This is a genomic window from Pseudomonas sp. WS 5532 (genome assembly GCF_012985445.1).
GTDB lineage: Bacteria > Pseudomonadota > Gammaproteobacteria > Pseudomonadales > Pseudomonadaceae > Aquipseudomonas > Aquipseudomonas edaphica.
Genome location: NZ_JAAQWK010000008.1, coordinates 79356 through 103245, shown reverse-complemented (window position 1 = coordinate 103245; position 23890 = coordinate 79356). Strand labels below are relative to the sequence as shown.

Annotated in this window: 25 protein-coding genes and 1 tRNA gene; 13 read left to right on the top strand and 13 right to left on the bottom strand. The window is 60.4% G+C overall.

Translation table 11 applies throughout. From position 1 onward, the window contains the following. Positions 1-7: 7 nt before the first annotated feature. The 4 genes from HBO23_RS15680 (at position 8) to HBO23_RS15665 (ending at position 4796) form a co-directional block, all read left to right on the top strand. Entirely contained in the window at positions 8-2593 is a 2586-nt protein-coding gene (locus tag HBO23_RS15680) for a fimbria/pilus outer membrane usher protein (protein ID WP_225932990.1), read from the top strand. After that, positions 2590-3714, top strand: a complete 1125-nt coding sequence (locus HBO23_RS15675) for a fimbrial protein (RefSeq protein ID WP_099549708.1) — start codon at positions 2590-2592, stop codon at positions 3712-3714. Before HBO23_RS15680 ends, HBO23_RS15675 begins: the two co-directional genes overlap by 4 nt. A 35-nt stretch (positions 3715-3749) precedes the next feature. Next, the gene (locus HBO23_RS15670) at positions 3750-4169 is read left to right on the top strand and encodes a hypothetical protein (protein ID WP_017138852.1); all 420 of its coding nucleotides are present in this window, start codon (positions 3750-3752) and stop codon (positions 4167-4169) included. A gap of 81 nt (positions 4170-4250) precedes the next feature. After that, positions 4251-4796, top strand: coding sequence for a GNAT family N-acetyltransferase (locus tag HBO23_RS15665; protein ID WP_170037522.1), 546 nt, complete (start codon positions 4251-4253; stop codon positions 4794-4796). A gap of 20 nt (positions 4797-4816) precedes the next feature. Here the strand turns inward: HBO23_RS15665 and HBO23_RS15660 are convergent, their stop codons facing one another. After that, positions 4817-5227, bottom strand: coding sequence for a VOC family protein (locus HBO23_RS15660; protein ID WP_017138850.1), 411 nt, complete (start codon positions 5225-5227; stop codon positions 4817-4819). A 263-nt stretch (positions 5228-5490) separates the two neighbouring features. Here HBO23_RS15660 and HBO23_RS15655 point away from each other — a divergent pair. The 4 genes from HBO23_RS15655 to HBO23_RS15640 all read left to right on the top strand — a co-directional run bounded on the left by HBO23_RS15655 (position 5491) and on the right by HBO23_RS15640 (position 10555). Next, positions 5491-5577 (top strand) — tRNA-Leu (locus HBO23_RS15655). Between the two features lie 376 nt (positions 5578-5953). Beyond that, positions 5954-8785: a xanthine dehydrogenase family protein molybdopterin-binding subunit gene (locus HBO23_RS15650; protein ID WP_170037519.1), complete on the top strand. Its 2832-nt coding sequence runs from the start codon at positions 5954-5956 to the stop codon at positions 8783-8785. Beyond that, positions 8778-9317 carry a (2Fe-2S)-binding protein gene (locus tag HBO23_RS15645; protein WP_017138848.1) on the top strand — a complete coding sequence of 180 codons (540 nt, stop codon included), beginning with the start codon at positions 8778-8780 and terminating at the stop codon, positions 9315-9317. The genes HBO23_RS15650 and HBO23_RS15645 overlap by 8 nt, the downstream gene beginning before the upstream one ends. Before the next feature lie 2 nt (positions 9318-9319). After that, positions 9320-10555 (top strand): cytochrome c, encoded by a 1236-nt coding sequence (locus HBO23_RS15640; protein ID WP_170037515.1) that lies wholly within the window; start codon positions 9320-9322, stop codon positions 10553-10555. Between the two features lie 65 nt (positions 10556-10620). Here the strand turns inward: HBO23_RS15640 and HBO23_RS15635 are convergent, their stop codons facing one another. Beyond that, a complete protein-coding gene (locus HBO23_RS15635) occupies positions 10621-10902 on the bottom strand; it encodes a hypothetical protein (RefSeq protein WP_017138846.1) in 282 nt (93 codons plus the stop codon). 184 nt (positions 10903-11086) lie between these two features. Between HBO23_RS15635 and HBO23_RS15630 the strand changes: the two genes are divergently transcribed. Next, complete coding sequence (locus HBO23_RS15630; RefSeq protein WP_017138845.1) at positions 11087-11545, top strand: GFA family protein; 459 nt, start codon at positions 11087-11089, stop codon at positions 11543-11545. Positions 11546-11547: 2 nt separating this feature from the next. Here the strand turns inward: HBO23_RS15630 and HBO23_RS15625 are convergent, their stop codons facing one another. Further along, a complete protein-coding gene (locus HBO23_RS15625; protein ID WP_170037512.1) occupies positions 11548-12075 on the bottom strand; it encodes a DinB family protein in 528 nt (175 codons plus the stop codon). Between the two features lie 122 nt (positions 12076-12197). On the opposite strand from HBO23_RS15625, the gene HBO23_RS15620 reads away from it, so the two are divergent. After that, positions 12198-12914, top strand: coding sequence for a tellurite resistance TerB family protein (locus HBO23_RS15620; protein WP_170037509.1), 717 nt, complete (start codon positions 12198-12200; stop codon positions 12912-12914). Here HBO23_RS15620 and HBO23_RS15615 read toward each other — a convergent pair. The 10 genes from HBO23_RS15615 to HBO23_RS15570 all read right to left on the bottom strand — a co-directional run bounded on the left by HBO23_RS15615 (position 12911) and on the right by HBO23_RS15570 (position 22110). After that, the gene (locus HBO23_RS15615) at positions 12911-13732 is read right to left on the bottom strand and encodes a hypothetical protein (protein WP_170037506.1); all 822 of its coding nucleotides are present in this window, start codon (positions 13730-13732) and stop codon (positions 12911-12913) included. The two genes, HBO23_RS15620 and HBO23_RS15615, sit on opposite strands and share 4 nt — an antisense overlap. A gap of 18 nt (positions 13733-13750) precedes the next feature. Beyond that, entirely contained in the window at positions 13751-14098 is a 348-nt protein-coding gene (locus HBO23_RS15610) for a DUF2493 domain-containing protein (protein ID WP_026013827.1), read from the bottom strand. Between the two features lie 65 nt (positions 14099-14163). Beyond that, a complete protein-coding gene (gene mgtA, locus HBO23_RS15605) occupies positions 14164-16878 on the bottom strand; it encodes a magnesium-translocating P-type ATPase (RefSeq protein ID WP_170037503.1) in 2715 nt (904 codons plus the stop codon). A gap of 235 nt (positions 16879-17113) precedes the next feature. Next, positions 17114-17422 (bottom strand): hypothetical protein, encoded by a 309-nt coding sequence (locus HBO23_RS15600; protein ID WP_099549718.1) that lies wholly within the window; start codon positions 17420-17422, stop codon positions 17114-17116. 318 nt (positions 17423-17740) lie between these two features. After that, entirely contained in the window at positions 17741-18352 is a 612-nt protein-coding gene (locus HBO23_RS15595) for a LysE family transporter (RefSeq protein ID WP_170037500.1), read from the bottom strand. Between the two features lie 72 nt (positions 18353-18424). Next, positions 18425-19219 (bottom strand): AraC family transcriptional regulator, encoded by a 795-nt coding sequence (locus HBO23_RS15590; RefSeq protein ID WP_170037497.1) that lies wholly within the window; start codon positions 19217-19219, stop codon positions 18425-18427. 48 nt (positions 19220-19267) lie between these two features. After that, entirely contained in the window at positions 19268-19954 is a 687-nt protein-coding gene (gene arsH / locus HBO23_RS15585) for an arsenical resistance protein ArsH (protein ID WP_170037494.1), read from the bottom strand. A 12-nt stretch (positions 19955-19966) separates the two neighbouring features. Then, on the bottom strand, positions 19967-20437 hold the full coding sequence (locus HBO23_RS15580; RefSeq protein ID WP_170037474.1) for an arsenate reductase ArsC: 471 nt from the start codon (positions 20435-20437) through the stop codon (positions 19967-19969). Between the two features lie 13 nt (positions 20438-20450). Beyond that, positions 20451-21734: an arsenic transporter gene (locus HBO23_RS15575; protein WP_170037470.1), complete on the bottom strand. Its 1284-nt coding sequence runs from the start codon at positions 21732-21734 to the stop codon at positions 20451-20453. A gap of 19 nt (positions 21735-21753) precedes the next feature. Further along, positions 21754-22110, bottom strand: a complete 357-nt coding sequence (locus HBO23_RS15570) for a metalloregulator ArsR/SmtB family transcription factor (RefSeq protein WP_138454111.1) — start codon at positions 22108-22110, stop codon at positions 21754-21756. Positions 22111-22289: 179 nt separating this feature from the next. On the opposite strand from HBO23_RS15570, the gene HBO23_RS15565 reads away from it, so the two are divergent. From HBO23_RS15565 to HBO23_RS15555, 3 genes are all read left to right on the top strand, one after another. After that, positions 22290-22505 (top strand): hypothetical protein, encoded by a 216-nt coding sequence (locus tag HBO23_RS15565; RefSeq protein WP_017138831.1) that lies wholly within the window; start codon positions 22290-22292, stop codon positions 22503-22505. A gap of 75 nt (positions 22506-22580) precedes the next feature. Beyond that, positions 22581-23276, top strand: a complete 696-nt coding sequence (locus HBO23_RS15560) for an AzlC family ABC transporter permease (protein ID WP_017138830.1) — start codon at positions 22581-22583, stop codon at positions 23274-23276. After that, the gene (locus tag HBO23_RS15555) at positions 23273-23584 is read left to right on the top strand and encodes an AzlD domain-containing protein (RefSeq protein ID WP_017138829.1); all 312 of its coding nucleotides are present in this window, start codon (positions 23273-23275) and stop codon (positions 23582-23584) included. The genes HBO23_RS15560 and HBO23_RS15555 overlap by 4 nt, the downstream gene beginning before the upstream one ends. Positions 23585-23890 lie beyond the last annotated feature (306 nt).

Below are 23890 nucleotides of genomic sequence, written 5' to 3'. Positions count from 1 at the left end.
GTTAATTATGCAAACCTCTTCCAGCTCCAGGCTTGCCCTGCGGGCGCAGCCTCGCTTTGCCTTGAATCCGCTTACAGCCTTGGTGCTCAAGGTGCTGGCCATCGCGCCTGGTGCATGGGGAATACAGGGCGCATTGGCGCAAGAGGTGCAGTTCAACGACGCATTCCTGCCTGAGGACTCGCGTAACCTCGACCTGGGTAAATACCAGACCGGCAACCCGGTGACGCCGGGGCAATACCGCGCCGATGTGTTGCTCAACGGCCAGTTGAACAGCCGCCAGGACATTCGCATTGAGGCCCAGCCCGACGGCAGCAAACCGGTGGTGTGCATGGACCATGGCTTGCTTGAACGTCAGGGCGTGGACATGTCCAAGCTGTCCGAACCGCTGGACACCACAGGCTGCGTGTCTTTGGGCAGTTTGATCCAAGGTGCCAGTGCGAGTTTTTCACCGGAGAACCAGGCGCTCGACCTCAGCATTCCTCAGGCCGCCTTGAAGCGTAATTCCCGGGGTTACGTCAGCCCTGAGTTATGGGACCGCGGTGTGACCGCCGGCATGCTCAGTTATACCTTCAACGCCAACCGTAATCGCACCCGCACGGGCGACTATGACTCGGCGTTCATGGGCCTTAATGCGGGCCTTAATCTGGGTGACTGGCGCCTGCGCCACAACGCGTCGATGAGCTGGCAGTCGCGCCAGGGCAACAAGTACCAGGCTCTGGACACCTACGCCCAACGTGATGTGACGGCGCTGAAAAGCCAGTTGACGGTGGGGGAGTCCAACACCAGCGGCGAGATCTTCGACACCTTGTCCTTTCGCGGCGTGCAGTTGGCCAGCGATGACCGCATGCTGCCTGATTCCATGCGCGGTTATGCCCCGGTCATCCGCGGCATTGCCCGCACCAACGCCCGCGTGACCATTCGCCAGGCCGGCAACGTCCTGTTGGAGACTACCGTAGCGCCGGGTGCTTTCGTGATCGATGACCTGTACTCCACCGGCTACGGCGGAGACCTTAACGTGAGCGTTGCCGAGGCAGACGGCACCGAGCAAAACTTTATCGTGCCCTATGCCTCGGTCAGCCAGTTGTTGCGCCCCGGTACCTCGCGGTTCAGCTTCACCGCCGGTGAAACCCGCAACAACTTTGTCGACCAACAGGCACGCGTGCTGCAAGGCACGCTGCAATATGGCCTGAACAACACGTTCACAGGCTTCGGTGGCCTGCAGTCGAGCGACCACTACACGGCGCTGCTCACGGGCCTGGCGTTTGGCACGCCCATCGGCGCCATGGCGGTGGACGTGACTCACGCACAGACCGAGCTGGCTGCCGGGACGGCCAAAGGGCAGAGCATGCGTGTGTCCTATAGCAAGAATGTACTCAGTACCGGCAGCAACTTCTCGGTGGCGGCTTACCGTTTTTCTACCGGTGACTACCTGGATTTCAGCAATGCCGTGCAACTGGTGGATGCCGAGAAAAATGGTTGGGACACCCGTATGTTCGGACGCCCGCGCAGCCGCCTGTCCATCACCGCAGACCAGACGTTGGGGCCTTGGGGCCAAGTGACTCTTAGCGGCTATGCGCAGAATTACTGGAACCAGCCGGGCAGTGATGTGCAGTACCAGTTCAGCTACAGCAAGCAATTCAATCGCGTGAGTTTCAGCGTGAACGCCAATCGCAGCCGCATGGGCCTGGGCGATATGGAGAACAGCTTCCTGCTGACCATGAGCATGCCCCTGGAGTTTGGTGGGTCTGGTTATGGCCCACAGGTGACGGCGCAGGTTGGCCGTGACACGCGCGGCAACTACAGCGAGCAGGCCGGCATCAGCGGCACCGCGGGCGACGATCGCCAGTACGGCTACGGCGCAACCTTCGGGCATGACGGTGGCAGCAATAGCAAAAGTGTAGCGCTCAACGGGCAGTACACCGGTGCCAGGGCGATGCTCAGTGCCGCACTGGGGCGTGGCGACGGCTACACCAGTGCTTCCGTGGGTGCCAGCGGCACGCTGGTGGCCCATGCCGACGGTATGACCATGACGCCTTATCGTGGCGAGACCATGGCGGTGATCAGCGCGCCGGGTGCGCAGGGTGCCAAGGTGTCGGGCTATCCAGGTCTGAGGCTTGATGCAAGCGGTAACGCCGTGGTGCCGTATTTGCGCCCCTATGAATTGAACGAGGTCGCCATCGACCCGATCGGCAGTTCCCTGGACGTTGAATTCAACGAAACCAGCCAGCAGGTCGCGCCGCGTGCCGGCGCCGTAGTGCACCTCAAATACACCACCAACCAGGGGCGGGCAGTACTGCTCAATGTGCGCCTGGACGATGGCAACAGTTTGCCGTTCGGTGCCGGCGTAACGGACGGCGAAGGCGCCACGGTGGGCGTGGTCGGGCAGGGCGGTCAGCTCTACGCACGCATCAAGCCGGACACCCGCCAGTTGCTGATCAATTGGGGCAGCAAAGCGCACCAGCAGTGTGCGTTGGTCATTCCACCGGGCCCGGGCGAGGGCCAGCAGTTGCAGCAGCTGGACGCCGTGTGTGCGGCAGGCAAACAGGTCGCTGACCGCGTGCGGCCCAACACTATGCAAAAGGTACCGTTATGAACATCAGGGCTTTGATCAACTCGGGATTGGCAGTTATGGCGTTGTGGGCTGCAGCCAACACGGCCATGGCGGTAACCTGCACCTACATGAATGGCATCCAGCCAGCGAATGGCTCCATGCCGTTGCAAATATCGGCGATCACCGTCGGGCGCGATGTGCCGGTAGGCGCCGAAGTTTATCGACAGAAGTTCAGCATGGCCGCGGGCCAGGCGGTAAAGCTGGAGTGCCTGTATGCCCCATATGAACAGTCGACCGAGTTTACGGTTGATTCGGGCTATGGCCTGGCCAACGTCACCAGCGGGGTGTATGCCAACAAAGTCTACAGAACCAGCATTCAAGGACTAGGGGTCGCCTTCACTAGCACGGGCGGCCCTCTGCCAAGGGCAACGAGCAAAATTTGGACCTCGTGTACGCCGGGCTGGCGGTGCCTGGTCCCGTTTGACGGACCTTCCAATTTTGAATTGATATTAATCAAACTGGGCGATGTGGCACCGGGTGTATTGGTGGGTAATACGTTGCCGACCGTGAGCCTATTTGGCAGTTTTGGCGACGCCAGAATGCTGGGCTTCAAAATGGGTATCTCCGGCACTATCCAGATTGTCTCGCGCACCTGCAGCACGCCGGATGTGAACGTCCCTATGGGTACACATCAGACCAAGACATTTACGGGAGTCAACACTGCCAGCGCCTGGGTCGATTTTGCCATTCGATTAAATGATTGCCCGGCGTTTACGGGGACCTTCAGGACCACAGGTCCCGGTTGGATTTCCCAGAGCGGCAATTCACCCTCCGGCAGCAGCACGCCTGGCACCGTGGTCAATAACACCCTGCAATATCGCGTCGACCCGTCGCGGACTGCGATCAACGGCGGCAATGGCGTGCTGAGCCTCGACTCTACAACGGGCGGCAGTGCACCTGCCGCCACAGGCGTAGGTGTGCAGGTCGCAACCCCTAACGGAATCGGCTTGCCTTTAGCGACGAATCAAAACAGTGGCCTGGCCCTGCGAGCGACCGAGGGCAGCTATTCAATCCCGTTGCGCGCACGTTATCTGCAAACCCAGTCCAAGGTCACGCCGGGGCCGGCCAACGCGTCGGCAACGTTTACGATTATTTATCAGTGATGGAGTACGTAAGACTAATCGCGAGGATGCGAAAGATGCCAAATAAAGCACTCAGGATTCTGATCGCAGATGACCAGCATTTCTCCCGGTTGAGGATCGAGCGTGCCCTGAACCATCTGGGTTACTACCGGATTGCGCCGATGCACCGGCTGGAGGAGGTATTAAGCGCGCTGGAGTATGACTGCGAACCCTTGGACCTGCTGATCATCAACGCTTCACTGGTGAAAGGCGTGAAATTTGATCTGTTTTCGTTCTGCATGGACAACCCGTACGTGCGTTACGCAATGATCTACGATGAAAGGCAATCGGGTATCCCGGCGTTTCTGGTGTGCCGTCAGGACAAGGTATTGATCAGTGCATTGCCGTTGCCGGACCTCGACACGCTCACCCAGCTCATGGCCAGGGTTGATCCCAGCCTTGTGGCCACTGCACGCAACAGAGAAGTGGGGGTGTAGCTTCACGGTGGCTCACCGGTTGTTGCGAATGCCATCGCCCATGCGCGATGATCTGGCACTGTCAGCGCCTGGAGTACAGTGATGCAATCGCTACCCATACCGCTCTCCATCAAGGGTGTGTTACTTGAGCTGCGCCCGCTGGAAACCGGGGATTTCGAGGCCCTGTATGGCGTCGCCTGCGACCCGTTGATCTGGGCCCAGCACCCCAGCCCCACGCGCTACCAGGAACCGGTGTTTCGCGAATGGTTCGAGCAGGCGCTGGCATCCCCCAGCGTACTGGTGGTAATCGACCTTGAGAGCAACAGGGTGGTGGGCAGCTCTCGTTACTACGACTTCAGTGAGCCGCAAACTGAGGTGGCCATCGGTTACACGTTTCTGGCCCGTGAAAAATGGGGCGGCGGGGCCAATGGCGAGCTTAAGCAACTGATGCTCAAGCACGCCTTTCAGTGGGTCGATACCGTATGGTTCCACGTCGGCACCGACAACATTCGCTCGCAACGGGCAATGGAGAAAATCGGCGGGCAGCTTTCGCATACTTCGGTAAAAACGTTCGCTGGGCGTTCGCAAGAGAATCGTTTTTATAAAGTTGAGCGAGCTGCATTTGAGCGAGCCGAAACAGGCAGCTGAAACCAAAACCTGACGCCAGCCTAAATGGCAGGGCCTTTGAGCTCGATCCGATTATCATCCGGGTCATTGAAATAGATCGACCAACCTGTCCCGTCTGCGCCATAGCGCTTCTGCGCCTTTTCCGCAAACACACCCGCCTCAGCCAAGTGGTTGAGAATCGCGGATTCATCAAAAGGCTCAACCCTCAGGCAGACGTGATCGACATTATGCCTTTGCTTGCCCGCCGGCTCCCCACCTTCACGACCGATCGACCCGTTCACATCGACCAGGTCAATCAGGGACGTCCCGGCACTCAGGTGGATCATGCCGAGGTCGTCACGGCGCTTTTTGACCTCACAGCCCAGTACCGAGGTGTAAAACGCCAGGCTGCGGGTGATGTCTTTCACGCGTAAAACGACATGATCTATATGTTGGATTGAAAAGGTGCGCATTGCGATCATTCCTGTTTGATCATTGGTTTTGGTGTCGCCAAAGTCTTCAACTTAGCTGATTCTGGAAAACGAGTGCTGCATTTAACCCGTGGCATCGGCCCAGGACAGTCAGCCAACCCGCTTGGTGCAATGCCAGGTTGGCTGCGTAGATCACTGATCTGACAAGGTTTTTCAGCTCAGGATGAGCACGATAAAGGTGCGCCTCGACCTTGCATCCAAGCGCCGGGGTCTATATATTCCCAACCCTGCAACACCGCGCTACCGCCCGAATGGCGAAACTGGTAGACGCATGGGACTTAAAATCCCCCGCTCGTAAGGGCGTCCCGGTTCGATTCCGGGTTCGGGCACCATAGATATCAAGGGCTTGCATGATTTTTCATGCGAGCCCTTTTTCGTTTGTGCTCCCCCAAATTAGAAAACTCCACCGCTCGTTTTGTCGGCATGACCTGTTTGCCGATCCTTTTGCGTGTGTATCCCTCCTGACATTCCCCTGATCCTTCGCGACCTTTGCTTTTACTCAGAGCAAAGCGGCAACGCGTTGATTCTTTGTTCGGTTTTTGTAACAGATTGTTTGCGGCAGGCGCAGAAACCTATAAAGTTAACCTTTCGGTCAGCTTTGCACTGTCAACTCCAGCCTTTTGTTTCCAGCGAAAGCGCTCCTGCAAGGATCGAGACCCCCAGAACATAACTAAAAGGGCGGACCCATAACCGCCCAGAGGATGATCCATGTCCAACCGTGATATTTCCCGGCGCTCGTTCCTTCAGGGCGGGCTGGTGGCGGGTGTGAGCGTGACGCTTACACCGCTCAGCACCCAGGCGCTGGCTGCCTTGATGGAAAACAGCGTGACCGTGCCGTCCGAGCAGTGGCTGGGCAACAACGGCAAGGCGCGCTCGCGTAACGACGCCTTGTCCAAGGTCTGCGGGAGCAAGGTCTTTGCCCGCGACATCCGCGCCAAGGACATGCCGGGCTGGCCACAGCAGCAGGGCCACGCCATGTTGCTGAAAACAACCAAGGCCGATCGCATCTACGCCGGCTACGATCTGTCGTGGCTCGGTGCCGACTTGCAGCCTGACCGCATTGTGACCGCCGCCGACCTGGACAAGGACGGTATCGTCTTCCCGGAAGAACACGCGCCGGATCCACTGCTGCCGGAAGGCAAGGTGCCGATGTTCATCGGTCACCCTGTGGCGATCCTGATCTGGAACGACTTCGAGCGTTTCCGCCAGGCCAAGGCCAAACTCAAATTCAATGACAAAGCCATCCGTTACGGCGCCCAGGTGCCGTACTACGAACGTGACCCATACGGCAGCTTTCGCTACGTGCGCGTCGGCGGTGCGACCTCGGCGGACGAGGATGAATTCGCCAGCCTCAAGGATTCGATCCTGTTCCCCATGCTGAAAAACCGTCGCCCGGTGTGGAATTCCCAGCCGGACCTGCACGGCAACCTGACCGAGCGCGGGCTGTTTTACGCCGACCGGATGCAGCAGCAAATCGACGCGCCGCCCGACAACTGGCTGGTGTTCGACGAGCGCTACAAAACCCCGTCAATCGAACCGGCGGCGATGGAACCGGACAACGGCAACGGCTGGTACGACCCGGCCACCAAAACCTTGCACTTTGTCGTCGCGACTCAGTGCCCTCTGGAAGCCGCCACCGAAACCGCAAAAATGATCGCGCCATCGCGCTTCGGCCTGGCGAACCTGAACATGCACCCGGGCTACACCGTCGGTTACGGTTCCAAGGACCACAACATTTTTGTCTACTACGCAGCCCTCGCCGCGTTGTATGGCGCCGGTGTCCCGGTGCGCCTGGCCAACGACCGCTATGAGCAGTTCCAGAGTGGCATCAAGCGTCACCCGTTCGACATCCGCTACCAATTGGCGGTGGACAAGAACGATCACAGTTTCCAGATTTTTCGCGCCGAGATGAACGTCGATGGCGGCGGGCGGATCAACTACAGCCCTTCGGTGGCGGCGGTTGGCGCCACGGCAGCGCAGTCGATCTACTACATGCCGCAGAACGATTTGCAGGTCACGGCCTACCATTCCCGCGCGGTTGAAGCGGGTTCGATGCGCGGTTACGGCACCCTGCAGAGCATGGCCTCGACCGAGATGATGGTCGACGAAATCGCCGGGCGTCTGGGCATCGACGCCATCGACCTGCGCAAGAAAAACGCCATGCTCTCGGGCATGAAAAACACCCAGGGCGCGGTGCCGGCCGGGGCGTTGCGCTTACACGAGATTCTCGACAAAGCGGCTGCCCACGACGTCTGGAAAAACCGCGACCAAATCAAAAAGACGCGCGAAGCCGCTGACCCGGATAACTGGTATGGCGTGGGTTTTGCCATCTGCCAGAAAGACTTCGGCACCGGTTCCGAGGCGCCGATGGCCAGCATCGAATTCACCGCCGAAGGCCACGTGACGTTGCGCCATATCGGCATTGAAATCGGCACCGGCATGTCCACCTCGCAAGCGCTGGTGGTGGCGGATTTCATCGGCATTCCGGCCACGCAAGTGAAGACCGGCGAAACCGAATGGGAAGAGTTGCAACTGATCACGGGCGGCAACCCTTACGTCATGAGCCAGGCCGAGCAGGATGGTTTTTTGCGCAACCCACGTTGGGTCGGCAAACTGGCGTCGGCCTCGTCGGCGACCAATTCTGCGTATTACTTCAGCCACGCCACCCGTGAAGCCTCTCGGGTGCTGTTCAACCACGGCCTGTGGCCGGCGGCGTTGCAGATCTGGGGCCAAGGCCCTTACGGCGGCCAGGCCAACCCGTATGTGGTGCGCCGCGAAGACGCGCATTGGGTGGACGGCAAACTTACCGCCAACGGCATGCAGCCGCTGAGCTTTGCGCAATTGGCCAAACACGCCCATGAAAAAGGCCTGGTGACCGGCGCTACCGTGCACGGCTTTAACCGCTGGAGCTGGGCCGAGGCCGATTACAGCATCGACGGCGTGCGTGAACGCCTGCCGCTCGACGGCCTGGCCGTGAAGTACGGCGACGGCGCGCCGAAGGCGAAACAGGCGCAAATGACCAGCAACGGTTTCCACCTGCTGGATCGCCAGAACGTCCACTACCCGGACACCCAGTTGAACAACGCGGCGGTGACTTACTACAGCCCGGTCGCGACGCTGGTGGAATTGAAAGTGAACAAGGGCTCCGCCGACGTGCAAGTGCTCAACCATCACTCGTGGGTCGAGTGCGGTCGGGTGCTGGTGGAAGAGCTGGTCAAGGGTCAGCTCGAAGGCGGGATCGCCATGGGCATTGGCCATGCGTTGATGGAAGAGATGCCGCTGTACGAAGGCGGGCCGGGGGAGGGTGACTGGAATTTCAACCGTTACCGTTTGCCGATGGCCCGCCACGTTGCGGTGTGGAACCAGACGGCCGAAATCCTGGCGCCGCTGTCGCCGAGCGACCCGTCCAAGGGCATTGCCGAAGTGGTGATGATCCCGATTGTCGGCGCCATCGGTAACGCCGTGGCCCACGCCATCGGCAAACGTGTCCGCGACCTGCCCATCACTTCTGCGCGCATCAAGGAGGCCCTCAATGGCTAACCGTCCGTTTCAACTGACCCTCAACGGTCAATCCGTCGGCCCGGTGGACATCCCTGATGACCTGCCGATGATCGATTACCTGCACGAATACAAAAATCTCACCGGCTCGCGCCTCGGCTGCGGCCAGGGCATTTGCCACGCCTGTGTGGTGATCGTCGACAACCCGGACGGCACCAGCGAAGAAGTACGCACCTGCATCACGGGGGCACACTATTTCGAAGGCAAAAAAGTCCGCACCATCGAAGGCCACGCAACCCGCGACGATCAGGGTAAAGTCACTGAGCTGAACCCGATCCAGCAGCGTTTTGTCGATGAATTCGCCTTCCAGTGCAGCTACTGCGCGCCGGGGTTCGTGAATGCCGCGACCGTGCTGGTCGAGAAGCTGCAGCGTCAGCCCATCGTCAAAAGCCAGCTGGAAAAAGTCATTGAGGACAGCCTCGGCCACCACATCTGCCGCTGCACCGGCTACGTGCGTTACTACAACGCGACCCGCAACGTGCTGACCGATCTCGGCCTGGTCAAGGAGGGTTAAGCATGAAGCAACTACTTTCCCGTCTTGCGCTGGCGGTTGGCCTGGCCGCGCCGGTGGTGTTGGCGCACGCGGACGATCAAGTCAAACGCGGCGAATACCTCGCCCGCGCCGCTGACTGCATGGCCTGCCACACCGCACCGGGTGGCGCACCGTTTGCGGGCGGTCTGCCAATCATTTCGCCGTTCGGCACCATCTATGGCACCAACATCACCCCGAGCAAAGAGCGCGGCATTGGCCTGTACACCGATGACGAATTCTTCGCCGCGCTCACTGAAGGCAAACGCCGGGACGGCGCGAATCTGTACCCGGCGATGCCGTACACCTCGTACCACTTGATGCCCCGTGCAGATTCGGACGCGATCCATGCGTACCTGAAAACCATCGAGCCTATCGAGCGTGCGGCGCCGGTTACCCGCCTGAGCTTTCCGTTCAACGTTCGTCTGGGCCTGATGGGCTGGAACATGCTCTACGGCAAGGATGTAAAACTTGCCCCGACCGAGGGCAAAAGTGAAGCATTCCAGCGTGGCCAATACATGGTCGAGGTGCTCGGCCACTGCGGCGAATGCCACACGCCTCGGGGCTTGCCCGGCGCAATGCAGCAGGATAAACGCCTGACCGGCGGCCTGCTCAATGGCTATCTGGCACCCAGCCTGTTGGCCAATGACCTGGCCGCTCGCGGCTGGAATCATCAGGACCTGAGCACGTTCCTCAAGCACGGCATGAGTGCCCAGGGCACGATGTTCAATGAGATGTTCCCGGTGTTCCACAACAGCACCCAGGGCCTGAGCGATCCGGACCTGGCCGCCATGGCGACTTTCCTGCTGGGCGATCAACCGCCGGTGGCCAAGGTGCTGAGCGAGACGTCGCTGGACGCCATGAGCCCAAGCGCCCAACGCGGCCGCCAGGACTATCTGAACGTCTGCGCCGGTTGCCACGCGCCGAACGGCGAGGGCAAGCCGCACATCGCGGTGGCCATGCGCGGCAACACCACGCTGCGCCTGGAAGACCCGCGCAACCTGCTGCGGGTGATCGAGGACGGCATCGGCGAGCAGCAATTCACCGGGTTCGAGCGCATGCAACCGATGCCGGGCTTTGCCGACAAGCTCAATCACCAACAGCTGACCGACCTGCTCAACTATCTGCGCCAGGGTTGGGGTGGCCAGTCGAGGGAGCTGGCGGTCAGCGACGTGCAGAAGTTGCAGGCCGATGCACCGCCAGCCGAGCACAAGGCGCACTGACATCTAGCATCTGCTGCAGGATCCCGATGGGAACCGGGTTAATCTGTTTTCAACGCCTGAACAGCTCAGACAAATGGCTGCCCACTGAAACCGCGTGGCAGGCGCTGCAGCCCAGGCAAGTCGGTGAGGCGTTGCGTCCAGGCACTGCGCCAGTCAACGGCAGTATGGGTTTTGGCTTTGCGCGCGGAGCGGCGGGCAGCGTTGCGCTGGGTGCGGCGCGCTTCTTTGTAGGCGTCGGTATTGCGGCAGGTGCGGCATTTGACTCGGTTCAGCTCGGTGCTGGAGGTGAGGTTGGTGCCGTGATGGCCGCAAGCCAGATGCCCGGCGACCTTGAAGTGAGTGACCATGTAAGCGTCTCCTTCTTATGGGGGTACGCGCGGCCATAAAGCAGCGGCGGCGCGTGGGCAGGGCGCGGGCAAACAACCCCGCACCCTCAGGGTTGTGACCTCGCAGGCGGCGCGGCGTTCGGTTTTATTCCGGGGGCAGTTCACGTTACCCTGCGGTGCCAACAATCATGAAAAGGAGTGAGTGATGAGCGTCGAAACCTTGCCGCTGGAAGGCAGTTGTCGTTGTAACCGGGTGCGTTTCAGTGTGAGTTTGCCGCCGGTAATCACCATGGCGTGCCATTGCAACGGCTGCCAGAAGATGACCGCCAGTGCGTTTTCCCTTAGCGCGTTGATTCCGGCCGCAGGCTTCACCGTGACCCAGGGTTGCCCGGTGATAGGTGGCTTGCACGGCGTGGACCGCCATTATTGCTGCCCGCACTGCATGAGCTGGCTGTTTACGCGCCCCCATGGCATCGATGAGTTCGTCAATGTGCGCGCAACCTTGCTGGATAACGCCCGCGACTATGTGCCGTTCATGGAAACCTGGACCAGCGAAAAACTGCCTTGGGCCGCGACGCCGGCGCTCGAAAGCTTCGCGCAACTGCCCGAGCCGCAGGACTTCCCGCGCTTGATGCAGGCTTACGCCACCTTCAGTGCCCGCTGAGTTCAATCAATCAGGGCCAGCAAGTCGGTATCACCGACGTCCACGCCCGCCTGGGTCAGCAACGTGGTTGCCTGGCCTCGGTGGTGGGTCTGGTGGTTGAAAAAATGCACCAGCAGCGCGAAGAACGGCTTGTGGTTCGCCACGCCGCGCATGTTGTGGTACTGCAGGCGCTGGTCCAGATCGGGCTCGCGCAGGCTGTTGGCCCAGTCGATGATCAGTTGGTCCAGCCAGGTGCGGCGGGCCGCCAGCTCGCGCAGGTTGGCGAAAGCCAGTTGCTTCAAGTCAGAGGGCGTGGCAATCGACGTTAATGGCGCCAGCCGGGCAAAGCCTGTCGGATGCTCGGCAAATCGCTTGAGCCACACCGTGTCCCCCAGCGTCAGGTGATTGAGTGTGCCGAGGATCGAGCCGAAGAACGCCTGCCGGTCCGTGGTCAGCTCTGCGTCGGTAAGCTGGCTGGCGGCGGCATAGACTTTGCGGTTCATCCACTGGTTGTAGTCAGCCATCAACACTATGTGCTCAAGACGGTTCACAAGGTTTCTCCTTCAACGTGGTGAGGCCATCATAAGGCGTGCCCGCTCGGCGGTCTTGGTGTTCCTGCGCAGGCGGGCTATGGTTGTTGAACGCCAATATTACGCTGCGGGAGAGTGACACCATGAATACCGGCAATTTACTGGAACAACTGCTGCGTGCCAGCCAGCAAGGCGGCGGCTCAGGCGGTGCGCAGGGCGGTGGGCTCGGCGGCCTGGGTGGTTTGCTGGGCGGCCTGTTGAACAGCTCCGCCAGCGGCACCAACGCTTCGGCAGGCGGTGGGCTGGGTGGTTTATTAGGTGGCCTGGGCGGATTGTTGGGCGGTGCACCTGCAGGTGGCACCCCCCAAACGCGCTCCGGTGGGATGAACTACGCAGCATTGGCCTCCTTGGGCATGGCGGCTTTCCAGGCGTACCAGGCCTGGCAACGCCAGCAGGCCAGCGCACCGCAGCAAGCCATCCAGACGGTTGACCAGCTTGATGGTCCGGAAGCTGAAGCTCATAGCCATGCGGTGTTACGCGCTCTGATTGCGGCAGCGAAGGCCGACGGCAGTATCGATGACAACGAGAAGCAAATGATCTCAGCCGAGATAGGCCGCCATACCGACGACCCTCAATTGCAGCAGTGGCTCGACGAAGAAGTCGCCAAGCCGCTGAACGCCGCCGATTTTGCCGAATATGCCGGTGACGGGGCGATGGCGGCCGAGGTCTACCTGGCCAGCGTGATGCTGGTTAATGACCAGGCGCCGAAGGAGCGCAGCTATCTAGACGAACTGGCGGCGCAGTTGCGACTCGAACCAGAGTTGCAACTACACCTGGAGCAGCAAGCTAAAAAACCTTAAAAACGCACGGTCGCGCCGGTGGTCAACCATTGGTTGTGATCACCGGTGAGGCTCTGCCCGACCACCACATCCACATCCACCAGTTTGCCCACATGGAACCGCGGCCCGGCCTGCCAAGCCTGGTCGCCGCCTTCCTGGCCGTAGCGCTCCCCGATCAGCGTGAGCGCGTCTGCCAACTGGTACTCAAAGCCTGCGCCCCACGTCAGGCGGTGGTTTTGTTCACCGCCGTTGTAGGCATGGGTCCAGCCGCCATTGAGGCTCAGGCGCAATGCCTGCACCGGTTGCCAGGTCAACGGTACATTAAAGTCCGCGCCGTCGAATGCATGCTGGCGGTCCAGGGCAAAGTGGCTGGTGGCAGACACCGCGATTTGCAGCCCCAACGCCTCCTGCGACCACACTTGGGCCTTTACCTGCGGGCTGATTTGCGTCTCGGCATCCCCCGCATTGCTGGCGCGCGACAGTGCTGCACTCCATTCCACGGCAGGTAGCGCGCTGAAGGTACACGCCGGGTTAAGCGTCTGGTTATGAATGTTGCCTTGATGCCGGTTGGCGGTGTACCAGGCGTCGACGCTGCACTCGCCCGGATCGTTGATCCCGCCGTCGTCGACCACATAGGAACCGCCGGCCGCCTGGGCTTTTGAAAACAGCGCGATCAGTAAAATAAGGCCCAGTGTGGTGCCGATAAAGATCAGGTTACGTTGCAGCGCGCGGCGCTTGGCCGGTGGCAGCAACAGCAGGGTGTGGCGAGCGCCGCGATAATGGCGCGCGCGATATTTGGCAAACCCGTCGTGACGGTCAGGGCTGTGTTTTTTGTGCATGATGCACCTCTCTTGAATTCAGCTTTCTACGGTCAGCACCGAAATGCCGCTGGCTTTGGCCTGGCAGACCAGCTCCGAGGTGTCGTCACCACCCGGCAGGGCGATGATCACGTCGGGGCGGCTGTCGGCGAGCATGAAATGGTTGCGCTGGCGTTCCGCCTGCTTGCCGTGGCGTTGCCAATTGGGCGGGTAGCGCACCACGTCGATGCTCATTTCCCGCGCCCATTCCTCGATGTCGCTGCCCAGGAACTGGTTGCCGCCGTGTATCAATACCTGCACCGGGCGCAAGCGGTGGTAGGCGTCCAGCACTTGGCGGGTCTTTTTGGTGTCGGCGTAATGACGACCTGCACAGATCAGGATGCGCATAGTCAGGGTCCTTGTGATGCACGGTGGCGATCGGGCGACCGCCACCGTTTAAACGGCGGGGGTGATCAGTACCACTGCTTGAAGCGGCGGATGTAGATCGTTTTCATCAGTTGGGCCACGCAGCAGTAGGCGAGCAGGGTACCGACCAGCCATGGGAAGTACGCCAGCGGCAGCGGCTCCAGGCCGACCAGGGTGCCCAGCGGAGAGAACGGCACGTAGATCCCCAGGCAGATGACGATAGTGGTCATCATCAACACCGGCCAGGCAGCCGTGCTCTGGAAGAACGGGATCTTGCGGGTGCGCAACATATGCACCACCAGGGTTTGCGAGAGCAGGCCCTCGATAAACCAGCCGGACTGGAACAGCGTCTGCATTTCTACGCTGTTGGCGCTGAACACGTACCACATCAGCGCAAAGGTGGTGATGTCGAAGATCGACGAGGTCGGCCCGATCCAGATCATGAAGCGGCCGATGTTTTTCGCATCCCACTTGCGCGGTTTGGCCAGGTATTCCTTGTCCATCTTGTCCCACGGCAAGGCCAGCTGGGAGATGTCGTACATCAGGTTTTGCAGCAGCAGGTGAATCGCCAGCATCGGCATGAACGGGATAAACGCACTGGCCACCAGCACCGAGAACACGTTGCCGAAGTTGGAGCTGGCGGTCATGTTCAGGTACTTCATGATGTTGCCGAAGGTTTCGCGGCCCTTGAGCACGCCTTCTTCGAGCACCATCAGGCTCTTTTCCAGCAGGATGATATCGGCCGATTCCTTGGCGATATCGGTGCCGCTGTCCACCGAGATACCCACGTCGGCATCACGCAGCGCCGGGGCATCGTTGATGCCGTCGCCGAGGAAGCCCACGGTGTGGCCGTTGGCTTGCAAGGCTTTGAGTACGCGGGACTTCTGCAGTGGCGTGAGCTTGGCAAACACTGTGCGTTCTTCGACGCGGCGCAGCAGGGTGGCGTCGTCCATCGCTTCGATTTCCACACCCAGCAGCGGCTGGCCGGGTTCGAGGCCGACCTGGCGGCAGATCTTGCTGGTGACCACGGCGTTGTCGCCGGTCAGTACCTTTACGGCTACGCCGATTTGTTGCAGTGCGGCAATCGCCGGGCCTGCGGTTTCCTTGGGTGGATCAAGGAAGGTCAGGAAACCCTGGATCACCAGGTTGCGCTCATCGGCCGTGGTGTACTGCTGGCGCGCCATGGATTTAGGGATATTGCGCGTCGCCACCACCAAGACGCGGAAGCCGTCTTCGTTGTAGTCGTTGGCCAATGCCAACAGTTCTTCACGACGTTGATCATCCAGCGGCACGGCGGTGCCACCTTCAAGCATGTGCGTGGAGATGCTCAACATCTCTTCCACGGCGCCCTTGCACACCAGCAACTGGTCGCCGGCCGTGTCGCGTACCACAATCGACAAGCGACGGCGTACGAAGTCGAACGGCAGTTCATCGACCTTGCTGTAGGCCAGTGGCAACTGGAACTTGGGGTTCTGCTCCGAGAACTGCACCACGGCCTGGTCCATCAGGTTCTTCATGCCGCTCTGGTGGAAGCTGTTGAGCCAGGCCAGGGACAGCACCGCGTCATCACGCTGGCCGAAGGCGTTGACGTGATGCTCGAGGATGATCTTGTCCTGGGTCAGCGTGCCGGTCTTGTCGGTGCACAACACGTCCATCGAACCGAAGTTCTGGATCGCATTGAGGCGCTTGACCACCACTTTGCGCTTGGCCATGGCGGTAGCCCCCTTGGCCAGGTTGGCGCTGACGATCATCGGCAGCATTTCCGGGGTCAGGCCCACGGCCACCGCCAGGGCAAACAGGAACGCATCGCCCCAGTCACCCTTGGAGAAGCCATTGAGGAAGAACACGATCGGCACCATCACCAGCATGAAGCGGATCAACAGCCAGCTGACGCTGTTCACCCCACGGTCGAAGGCGGTTTGCACGCGGGAGCCGACAATTGCCTTGGCCAGGGAGCCGAAGTAAGTGCGCGGCCCGGTAGCGACCACCACGGCCTTGGCGCGGCCGCTGACCACGTTGGTGCCCATGAAGCAGATGTTCGGCAGGTCCAGCAGGTTGCCTTGGTCGGCCGCCAGTGTAGAGGCGGATTTTTGCGTGACATCGCCCAGGGTGTCGTACTTCTCTACCGGCAAGGCTTCGCCGGTCAGCACGGCCTGGCTGATAAACAGGTCGCGGGATTCGATCAGGCGGATATCGGCCGGAATCATGTCGCCGGCAGACAGCTGCACGATGTCACCGGCGACCAGGTCGCGCATCGGCACTTCGCGCAGGATCGGCTGGCTGCCGACTTGCTCGCGGCGCAATACGGTGGCGGTGGTGCGCACCATGGCTTTGAGGGCTTCGGCGGATTTGGCCGAGCGGTGCTCCTGCCAGAAACGCAGCAGGCTGCTGAGCAGCACCATGGTCATGATGATGATGACCTTGGTCAAATCCACTTCTTCACCGGCCTGCAATGGTAACCAGTAGTCAGTGACAAAGCTGATCCCGGCGAGCGTCAGCAGTACATAGATAAACGGGTTGTTCAGTGCCTGCAGGAACTGGACGATGGCGTGAGGCGGCTTGTCGTGGGCCACTTCGTTGTAGCCTTCGCGTTGCAGACGTGCCGAGGCGTCCAGTTCGGTCAGGCCGTCCTGGGTGGCACGCACATTGGCGAGGGTGGCCGACAGGCCGTTCTGGGCTTCACGGGCGGCACGCATCGACAGTTTGGTGTCGGTGTCGGTGCCATTCTTTTTGTGCAGAGGCGTGTTTTTTACGGCGCTCATTATCTGTACTCCTGTCGCCAATTCTCGACAAAACATACCCGGTACTTACCTGAATACAGGCGAGCGAAAGCATGCCGAGCCGCGGACTTCGCGATCGGTTTAAATAGGGTGTTCACATAACTTCTACAGCGCCCGCCAAGTGCGCGTTAGTTAACTGGCGCGCAGCGGGCTACTACTGGATGTGTTCATAACGAACTCCAGAATAATTATCAGGAAGTTGCTGTTCCCAGCTGGTTTAAGCGGCGCGATTGCTCAGGTAAAAACCGAGCAACAGGCTGGCTTGAGCCAGGGTGGAAACCTGAGGTCTCTGCGGGTCTTGAGGGTCGGCGTGGTCCCAGTGCTGCAGCAATTGGCCGCTGGCAGGGCAGACACGCCAGTGCGCCAGCGGGGGAGCTGGGCGCAGCTGATCTTTACTGGCTAGGGGAGAGGGTGCAGCAAAGGCCGAGCGGGTAGGTGAAAAGCCAGCGGGCTCGCGGCACAGCTTGGCGCGCAGGGCTGCGGCTAGCGTGCGAATGTCAGGCAAAACAATCAGTTGAAAGGTCATAACACACCTCGGGACCGGACGGGCGACCGGTGAGGCAGTTACGGTGGAGCATCAAGCTCTAGCGCAGCTTACCGGACCTGGAAGGCGAGTCCTGTCATATTCTGGGTTTGGCGCCCGATGCCCGCGTGAACGGTGCTCGGACAGCGACTAGATACTGTGTCCATTGGCTTCTTTTGTGAGGTTTAAAAAAGGCCCCAGTTGTGGGCAGGGGCAATCTACTTAGCTGGTTGCAAAATGTCAACGCAGGATGAGTTAAATTACCCTGTGTTCAGAGTTCATTCAGATAAGAGGCGCAGACAAGTTTCACCTTATATAACTTCATATGCCTTGCGCGGCTAGAACTGCCAGATAAATCAATACCACACCACAGGCGCCATAACTGATGCGTTGCCATAACGCTGAGGCGTTCTTGCGCAGCAGGTTGACCAACGCTGCAATCAGAAAGCAGGACAACACCGAGGCCAGCATAAAGCCTGCAAAAAACATCAGCGTTTGCCCATGGCTGGGCGCAGCCCCGACGATGCCGGACAAGGCGCTGCCCAGCGCGCCCCAATAGACGATGTTTTTCGGGTTAGCCAGTGAAATCGCCGCGCCCACCGCCAGCGCATTTTTCCCGGAGCTGGCGGGCGCGTCGCTCGCCTCGGGCAAGCGCCAGGCATCAATCAAGCTGCGGATACCCAGCCAGGCCAGGTACAGCGCGCAGACCACCGTGAGCGGCACACGCACCGCGTCATGCTGGATCAGCAGGGCGATGCCGGTAAGGCCGATCACTGCCCACACCGCATCGCCTACCAGCGAGCCGATCTGCACCAGCAAGGCCGGGGTAAAACCGTGCAGCAGGCCCCGGCGCAGCGTCTCTGCCAGCACGGCGCCGGGCGAGAGGCAAAACACAAAACCGAATGCTAGCGCGTAAAAGAAGATCGTCAACATGCCCGCGTTCCTTCAAGAGAGGGCGGGCAGTGTGGCGGCAGGTGGGGCAGGCGTCTTGAACCAGATTGCGCTTCAGCGTTTAAACAACACGCTTTGATAGCGGCCGGGCGTGATGCCATAGGCGGCGCGAAAATGCCGGTTGAGGTGGCTTTGGTCAGCAAAGCCCAGGTCATGGGCGACTTCGCTGGCCGCTATGCCATTGCGCAACAAGCCTTTGGCGCGGCGGGTGCGCAGTTGCATCGCCCATTGCCGCGGGCTGAGCCCGGTTTCCTTCTGGAAGGCGCGCAGCAGGTGAAATTTGGACAATCCCAGTTCATCGCCGAGGTGGTCCAGGGGCAACACTTGATGCAAGTGCGCAGCGAGCAATTCCTGGGCGCGGCTGATCATGCTTTTGCCCGTTGCTGTGCTGCCGGGTACACGCACACCACTGACGCCGACCACCTCACCCAGTAGCAACACCAAGGCTTCCTCATTGAGATCGCGGACCAATGCATCGGTACTCAAGGCACCTTTCACCGCCGCAGCCAGGCGCTGCGCCAGATCAGGCTGAAAGCACATCGAACGATCGAACTCCAGCTGCGCCAAACCAAGGTCAGCGGCCAATTGATCGGCTGTGGCATACAGGCTGACAAACTGCCAGGGCGCGCCTTGCGCCGCGCCACCGCCCTGGATCTGACCGGGGTTGTACAGCGTAATGCTGCCCGGCCCGGCTTTGAATTCGCGGCGGTCGAGCCAGACCTTTTCCTCACCGACCAGGTTGACGCCGATCACGCATTCATCGTGGCTATGGCGGGCAAAGGTCAGGCCGGTGCAGTCGGTGCTGCTGACTTCGTAGTTGCCCAGCCAGGCGTGGTGCAGAGTGCTCATGATTCAGCTCAGGATGCGGTTGGCACGAGCATACGCCAGCAGGGCCGCTCAAATCGACCGTTGGTTGACACGCTGCGACAGCTCATCGGCGCTTTCCTTACGCTCTGAATAGCGGTCCACCAGCTCCGGGCGATCACGCAGCAAAACGGTGAACTTCACCAACTCTTCCATCACATCCACCACGCGATCGTAAAGCGCCGATGGTTTCATGCGGTCCTGGTCATCGAACTCCATGAACGCCTTGGGCACCGAGGATTGGTTGGGGATCGTGAACATGCGCATCCAGCGCCCCAGCACGCGCAGTTGGTTGACGGTGTTGAACGATTGCGAGCCGCCGGACACCTGCATCACCGCCAGCGTTTTGCCCTGGGTCGGGCGAACGGCGCCGAGGGCCAGCGGCACCCAATCGAGCTGGGCCTTGAACACTGCCGACATCGAACCGTGGCGCTCGGGCGAGCACCACACCTGGCCTTCGGACCATTGCATCAGGTCCAGCAGCTCCTGGACTTTAGGGTGATCGATGGGCGCATCGTCGGGCAACGGCAGGCCCGAAGGGTTGAAAATTCGCGTGTCGGCTCCGAAGTGGCGCAACAGCCGCGCGGCTTCTTCCACCAGCAAGCGGCTGAATGAGCGCGGGCGTGTGGAGCCGTAAAGCAGCAGGATGCGCGGCGGGTGGCCTGGCCCGACAGGCAGCGGGCCTGCGAGGGTGCTGTTGAGGTTGGGCAGGGTGGTCATTATATTCTCCGGTTAAAGCGCTGCGATGCGGGCCAGTTCTGCCTTCAACTCGGCAGCGCTGAGTTGGGCGAAGGGCAAGGCCAGGAACGCCTTGCAACGCCTTTCGATGGTGCTGAGCGTGGCCTTGAAGGCGGCGTCTACACGGGCCTCGTCACCCTGAACATCCGACGGGTCTTCCAACCCCCAGTGCGCCTTCACCGCCGGCCCGAAATACACCGGGCAGGCTTCACCCGCAGCTTTATCGCACACGGTAATCACCACATCCGGCGGGCTGCCCTCAAAGGCCTCATTGCCCTTGCTGTACAAGCCTTCGGTACTGATGCCCGCTGCCTGCAACGTGCTCAGGCTGCGCGGCAGTACCTGGCCCTTGGGGAAACTGCCGGAGCTGATCGCCTCGAAACCTGCCGGCGCCAGGTGGTTGAACATCGCCTCGGACAAGATGCTGCGGCAGCTGTTGGCGGTACACATGAACAGGACTTTCATAGCGGTATTTCCTTCAGAGACTCAGGCGCAAGGCGAGGGCGGCGAGGGTGATCAACAGCACCGGCAAGGTCAGCACGATGCCGACCTTGAAGTAATAACCCCAAGTGATGGTGATGCCTTTGCGCGCCAGGATATGCAGCCACAGCAAGGTGGCCAGGCTGCCGATCGGGGTGATTTTGGGGCCCAGGTCGCTGCCGATCACGTTGGCGTAGATCATCGCGTCCTTGACCACGCCCACGGCATGGCTGGACTCGATCGACAGCGCGCCGATCAGCACCGTCGGCAGGTTGTTCATCGCCGACGACAACAGCGCCGTCAGCACGCCGGTGCCCATGGCCGCGCCCCACACGCCGTAGGTGGCAAAAGTGTCGAGCCAGGTCGCGAGGTAGGTGGTCAGGCCGGCGTTACGCAGGCCGTAGACCACCAGGTACATGCCCAGGGAAAAGATCACGATCTGCCACGGCGCTTCTTTCAATACTTTGCGCGTAGAGATCTTGTGGCCCTTGGCGGCGATCACCAGCAGCAATACGGCGCACACGGCGGAAATTGCACTGATGGGAATGCCCAGCGGCTCTAGCGCGAAACAACCCACCAGCAAGATACCCAGCACCCACCAGCCCGCGCGGAAGGTCGCACGATCATGGATGGCGCTGGCGGGGTCTTCCAGGTCGGCCGGGTCGTAGGCCTGGGGAATATCGCGGCGAAAGAACCACAGCAGTACCGCAAGGGTGGCGGCGACACTGACGAAGTTCACCGGCACCATTACTGCTGCGTACTCGTTGAAGCCGATCTTGAAGTAATCCGCCGAGACGATATTCACCAGGTTCGACACCACCAGCGGCAAGCTCGCGGTATCCGCGATAAACCCAGCGCCCATGACAAACGCCAGGGTGGCCGCCGGGGAAAAGCGCAAGGCCAGCAGCATCGACATGACGATGGGCGTGAGGATCAACGCGGCGCCGTCGTTGGCAAACAGCGCCGAGACCAGCGCGCCCAGCAACACCATATAGGCAAACAGCCGCCGGCCACGCCCACGGCCCCAGCGCGCCACGTGCAGAGCGGTCCAGGCAAAGAAGCCGGCCTCGTCGAGCAACAGGCTGATGATGATCAGCGCAACGAAGGTGCCGGTGGCGTTCCAGATGATGTGCCACACCACCGGAATATCCGCCAGGCTGATCACCCCGCAGGCCAGGGCCAGAATGGCGCCCATGCTTGCACTCCAGCCGACCCCAAGGCCTTTGGGCTGCCAGATGACCAGAACGATGGTGAAGATAAAAATGCCAATTGCGACAAGCATGAATAAACGCTCCGATGGCTCAGCAGCAGGTGCTGGCCCGTTGTGGTCGGTCACCCATGGCATCAAGACGCTGCGCGTCGTGGTGCAACCAGGGTTGGTTGGCTTGCAAGGTAGTGTCCAGCACTTGCGTGACCCAGGCGGGCAGTGCCGGGTTGATGCGGTAGTAGATCCATTGGCCCTGACGACGATCCAGCAGCAGCCCGCAACTGCGCAGTTGCGCCAGGTGCCGGGAGATCTTTGGCTGGCTGTCGTCCAGAGCATGGATCAGTTCGCACACGCAAAGTTCGCCTTCGCGCAGGATCAATAACGTCAAGCGGGCGCGAGTCGCGTCAGCCAGGCATTTGAACAGGGTGGGCGGTGAGAAGGGGGCCGACATGATCAGGGTCTTCTTTGTGTATGGTTATCCGAATATACGAATATACATATATGTAGGTCAATTCCTGAATTCGATTGATGTGGATCAAACCCCGCTCAATCCACCACAAGTGACTGAAATTAAAATGAAACACGAATGTCCTAAAGTGCCTGCCCATTGCTGATGAAGGATGAACCCGCGTGACCCGTGCCACTCGCAACCTGCGCAAGACCCTCGATTCCGTCGCGGACAATAACGAAACCGCGGCGTTTGACCTGATGCGCGCCGTCGAAAAGCTCGGCGATGAAGTGCTGCGCCAACGCCTGCTCAACACCATTCACCGGCTCAATCAGGACGCCCATGAATTGCGTGAGGCGCGCGACTCGGTGGAGCAGGTATCGGTCAAGCTCGCCTGAGTGAGCAAGATCGTTCAAGACAACCCGCTTTAAACGCTGGCATGCTTGTCGACTGTCTGTCGATGAGCCGTCTCCATGCCCACTGCCTTACCGCATTACGCCTTCGCCCGCGGCGCTATCGCCGTTATCCCGTTATCCCTGGCCTGTGCGCCGTGGGGGCTGCTCGCCGGCTCCATGGCCATTGATGCGCAGTTTACCCCGCTGCAGGCCCAGGGCTTGTCCGCCATCGTGTTTGCCGGTGCCGCGCAGCTGGTGGCCATCGGCATGGTCAAGAGCGGCGCCAGCCTGATCTCGATCGTGCTGACCACGCTGCTGCTGACTTCCCAACATTTGCTCTACGGCATGCACATGCGCCCGACACTCTCGTCACTCAACGCCCGCTGGCGCATGAGCCTGGGCTTTCTGCTGACCGATGAGTTCTTCGCGCTGGTCAACCACTATGACCGCGAGACGTTCAATCGCTGGTATGCGCTGGGGGTGGGCCTGACGTTCTACATCGCCTGGAACCTCTTCACCCTGGCTGGCATCGTGCTTGGCAAAAGCATTCCCGGGCTTGACCAGTTGGGGTTGGAGTTTTCGATTGCCGCCACCTTTATCGCGTTGATCACACCCGTGGTGCGTGATGTGCCGACGGTTGTGTGCGTGGCGGTGTCGTTGCTGTTTTCGGTGTGGTTGAGCTTTTTGCACTGGGAGTCGGCGGTGGTGGTGTCCGGGGTGTTGGGCATGAGTGCGGGGTTTGCCTGCAAGCGGCTGGGGGTAGGGCAGAAGTGATCTACATCATGATTGTGGCCATGGGGCTGGTGGTTTTCCTTAACCGATACCTGTTTATCGAGCCGCGCCTGCCGGTACGGCTTAATCGGGGGGCGCGGGAGTTCCTGGGGTTTGCGGTGCCGGGCATGCTGACGGCGATCTGCGGGCCGATTATTTTTCTCGCTGATCACACGCTGAATTTGAGCCCGACGAATCCTTACTTGCTGGCGGGAGTCTGCGCGGTGGCCTTGATGTTTTGGACGCGTAGCGTGTTGATTACGGTGCTGTTGAGCATGGGATTGTTTTATTTGTTTCGGTGGTGCTTTTGAGAGGGGCTATGGGTGTATATCCGTTGCTGCGGTGACGGATATGTACACCAAAAGACCGCCATCGCAGCGTAGGCATCTACACAACCGGTTAACACGAAGTCTGTTGTAAGTGGGCTGTTGTGGCGAGCAGGCTTGCCCTGCGTTGGGCTGCGAAGCGGCCCCAGTAAAGGCACTGCAATTTTCCTGAAAGAACTCAGCGACTGGGTTTGGGGCTGCTTCGCAGCCCAACGCAGGCGGTGCGACGATTCGACAAGCCTGCTCGCCACAGGAGAAATTGGCTGCCTTCAAAAGTTGTGTAGATACCTA

Excerpts from the sequence above, each read along its gene's own strand:
- HBO23_RS15630 (WP_017138845.1), top strand. The coding sequence starts at position 11,087 with ATGAGCGTCGAAACCTTGCCGCTGGAAGGCAGTTGTCGTTGTAACCGG.
- HBO23_RS15570 (WP_138454111.1), bottom strand. The coding sequence starts at position 22,110 with ATGTCGGCCCCCTTCTCACCGCCCACCCTGTTCAAATGCCTGGCTGAC.
- HBO23_RS15580 (WP_170037474.1), bottom strand. The coding sequence starts at position 20,437 with ATGAAAGTCCTGTTCATGTGTACCGCCAACAGCTGCCGCAGCATCTTG.
- HBO23_RS15665 (WP_170037522.1), top strand. The coding sequence starts at position 4,251 with ATGCAATCGCTACCCATACCGCTCTCCATCAAGGGTGTGTTACTTGAG.
- arsH (WP_170037494.1), bottom strand. The coding sequence starts at position 19,954 with ATGACCACCCTGCCCAACCTCAACAGCACCCTCGCAGGCCCGCTGCCT.
- HBO23_RS15670 (WP_017138852.1), top strand. The coding sequence starts at position 3,750 with ATGCCAAATAAAGCACTCAGGATTCTGATCGCAGATGACCAGCATTTC.
- HBO23_RS15640 (WP_170037515.1), top strand. The coding sequence starts at position 9,320 with ATGAAGCAACTACTTTCCCGTCTTGCGCTGGCGGTTGGCCTGGCCGCG.
- mgtA (WP_170037503.1), bottom strand. The coding sequence starts at position 16,878 with ATGAGCGCCGTAAAAAACACGCCTCTGCACAAAAAGAATGGCACCGAC.
- HBO23_RS15660 (WP_017138850.1), bottom strand. The coding sequence starts at position 5,227 with ATGCGCACCTTTTCAATCCAACATATAGATCATGTCGTTTTACGCGTG.
- HBO23_RS15615 (WP_170037506.1), bottom strand. The coding sequence starts at position 13,732 with ATGCACAAAAAACACAGCCCTGACCGTCACGACGGGTTTGCCAAATAT.
- HBO23_RS15675 (WP_099549708.1), top strand. The coding sequence starts at position 2,590 with ATGAACATCAGGGCTTTGATCAACTCGGGATTGGCAGTTATGGCGTTG.
- HBO23_RS15595 (WP_170037500.1), bottom strand. The coding sequence starts at position 18,352 with ATGTTGACGATCTTCTTTTACGCGCTAGCATTCGGTTTTGTGTTTTGC.
- HBO23_RS15635 (WP_017138846.1), bottom strand. The coding sequence starts at position 10,902 with ATGGTCACTCACTTCAAGGTCGCCGGGCATCTGGCTTGCGGCCATCAC.
- HBO23_RS15645 (WP_017138848.1), top strand. The coding sequence starts at position 8,778 with ATGGCTAACCGTCCGTTTCAACTGACCCTCAACGGTCAATCCGTCGGC.
- HBO23_RS15680 (WP_225932990.1), top strand. The coding sequence starts at position 8 with ATGCAAACCTCTTCCAGCTCCAGGCTTGCCCTGCGGGCGCAGCCTCGC.
- HBO23_RS15590 (WP_170037497.1), bottom strand. The coding sequence starts at position 19,219 with ATGAGCACTCTGCACCACGCCTGGCTGGGCAACTACGAAGTCAGCAGC.
- HBO23_RS15600 (WP_099549718.1), bottom strand. The coding sequence starts at position 17,422 with ATGACCTTTCAACTGATTGTTTTGCCTGACATTCGCACGCTAGCCGCA.
- HBO23_RS15620 (WP_170037509.1), top strand. The coding sequence starts at position 12,198 with ATGAATACCGGCAATTTACTGGAACAACTGCTGCGTGCCAGCCAGCAA.
- HBO23_RS15575 (WP_170037470.1), bottom strand. The coding sequence starts at position 21,734 with ATGCTTGTCGCAATTGGCATTTTTATCTTCACCATCGTTCTGGTCATC.
- HBO23_RS15560 (WP_017138830.1), top strand. The coding sequence starts at position 22,581 with ATGCCCACTGCCTTACCGCATTACGCCTTCGCCCGCGGCGCTATCGCC.
- HBO23_RS15610 (WP_026013827.1), bottom strand. The coding sequence starts at position 14,098 with ATGCGCATCCTGATCTGTGCAGGTCGTCATTACGCCGACACCAAAAAG.
- HBO23_RS15650 (WP_170037519.1), top strand. The coding sequence starts at position 5,954 with ATGTCCAACCGTGATATTTCCCGGCGCTCGTTCCTTCAGGGCGGGCTG.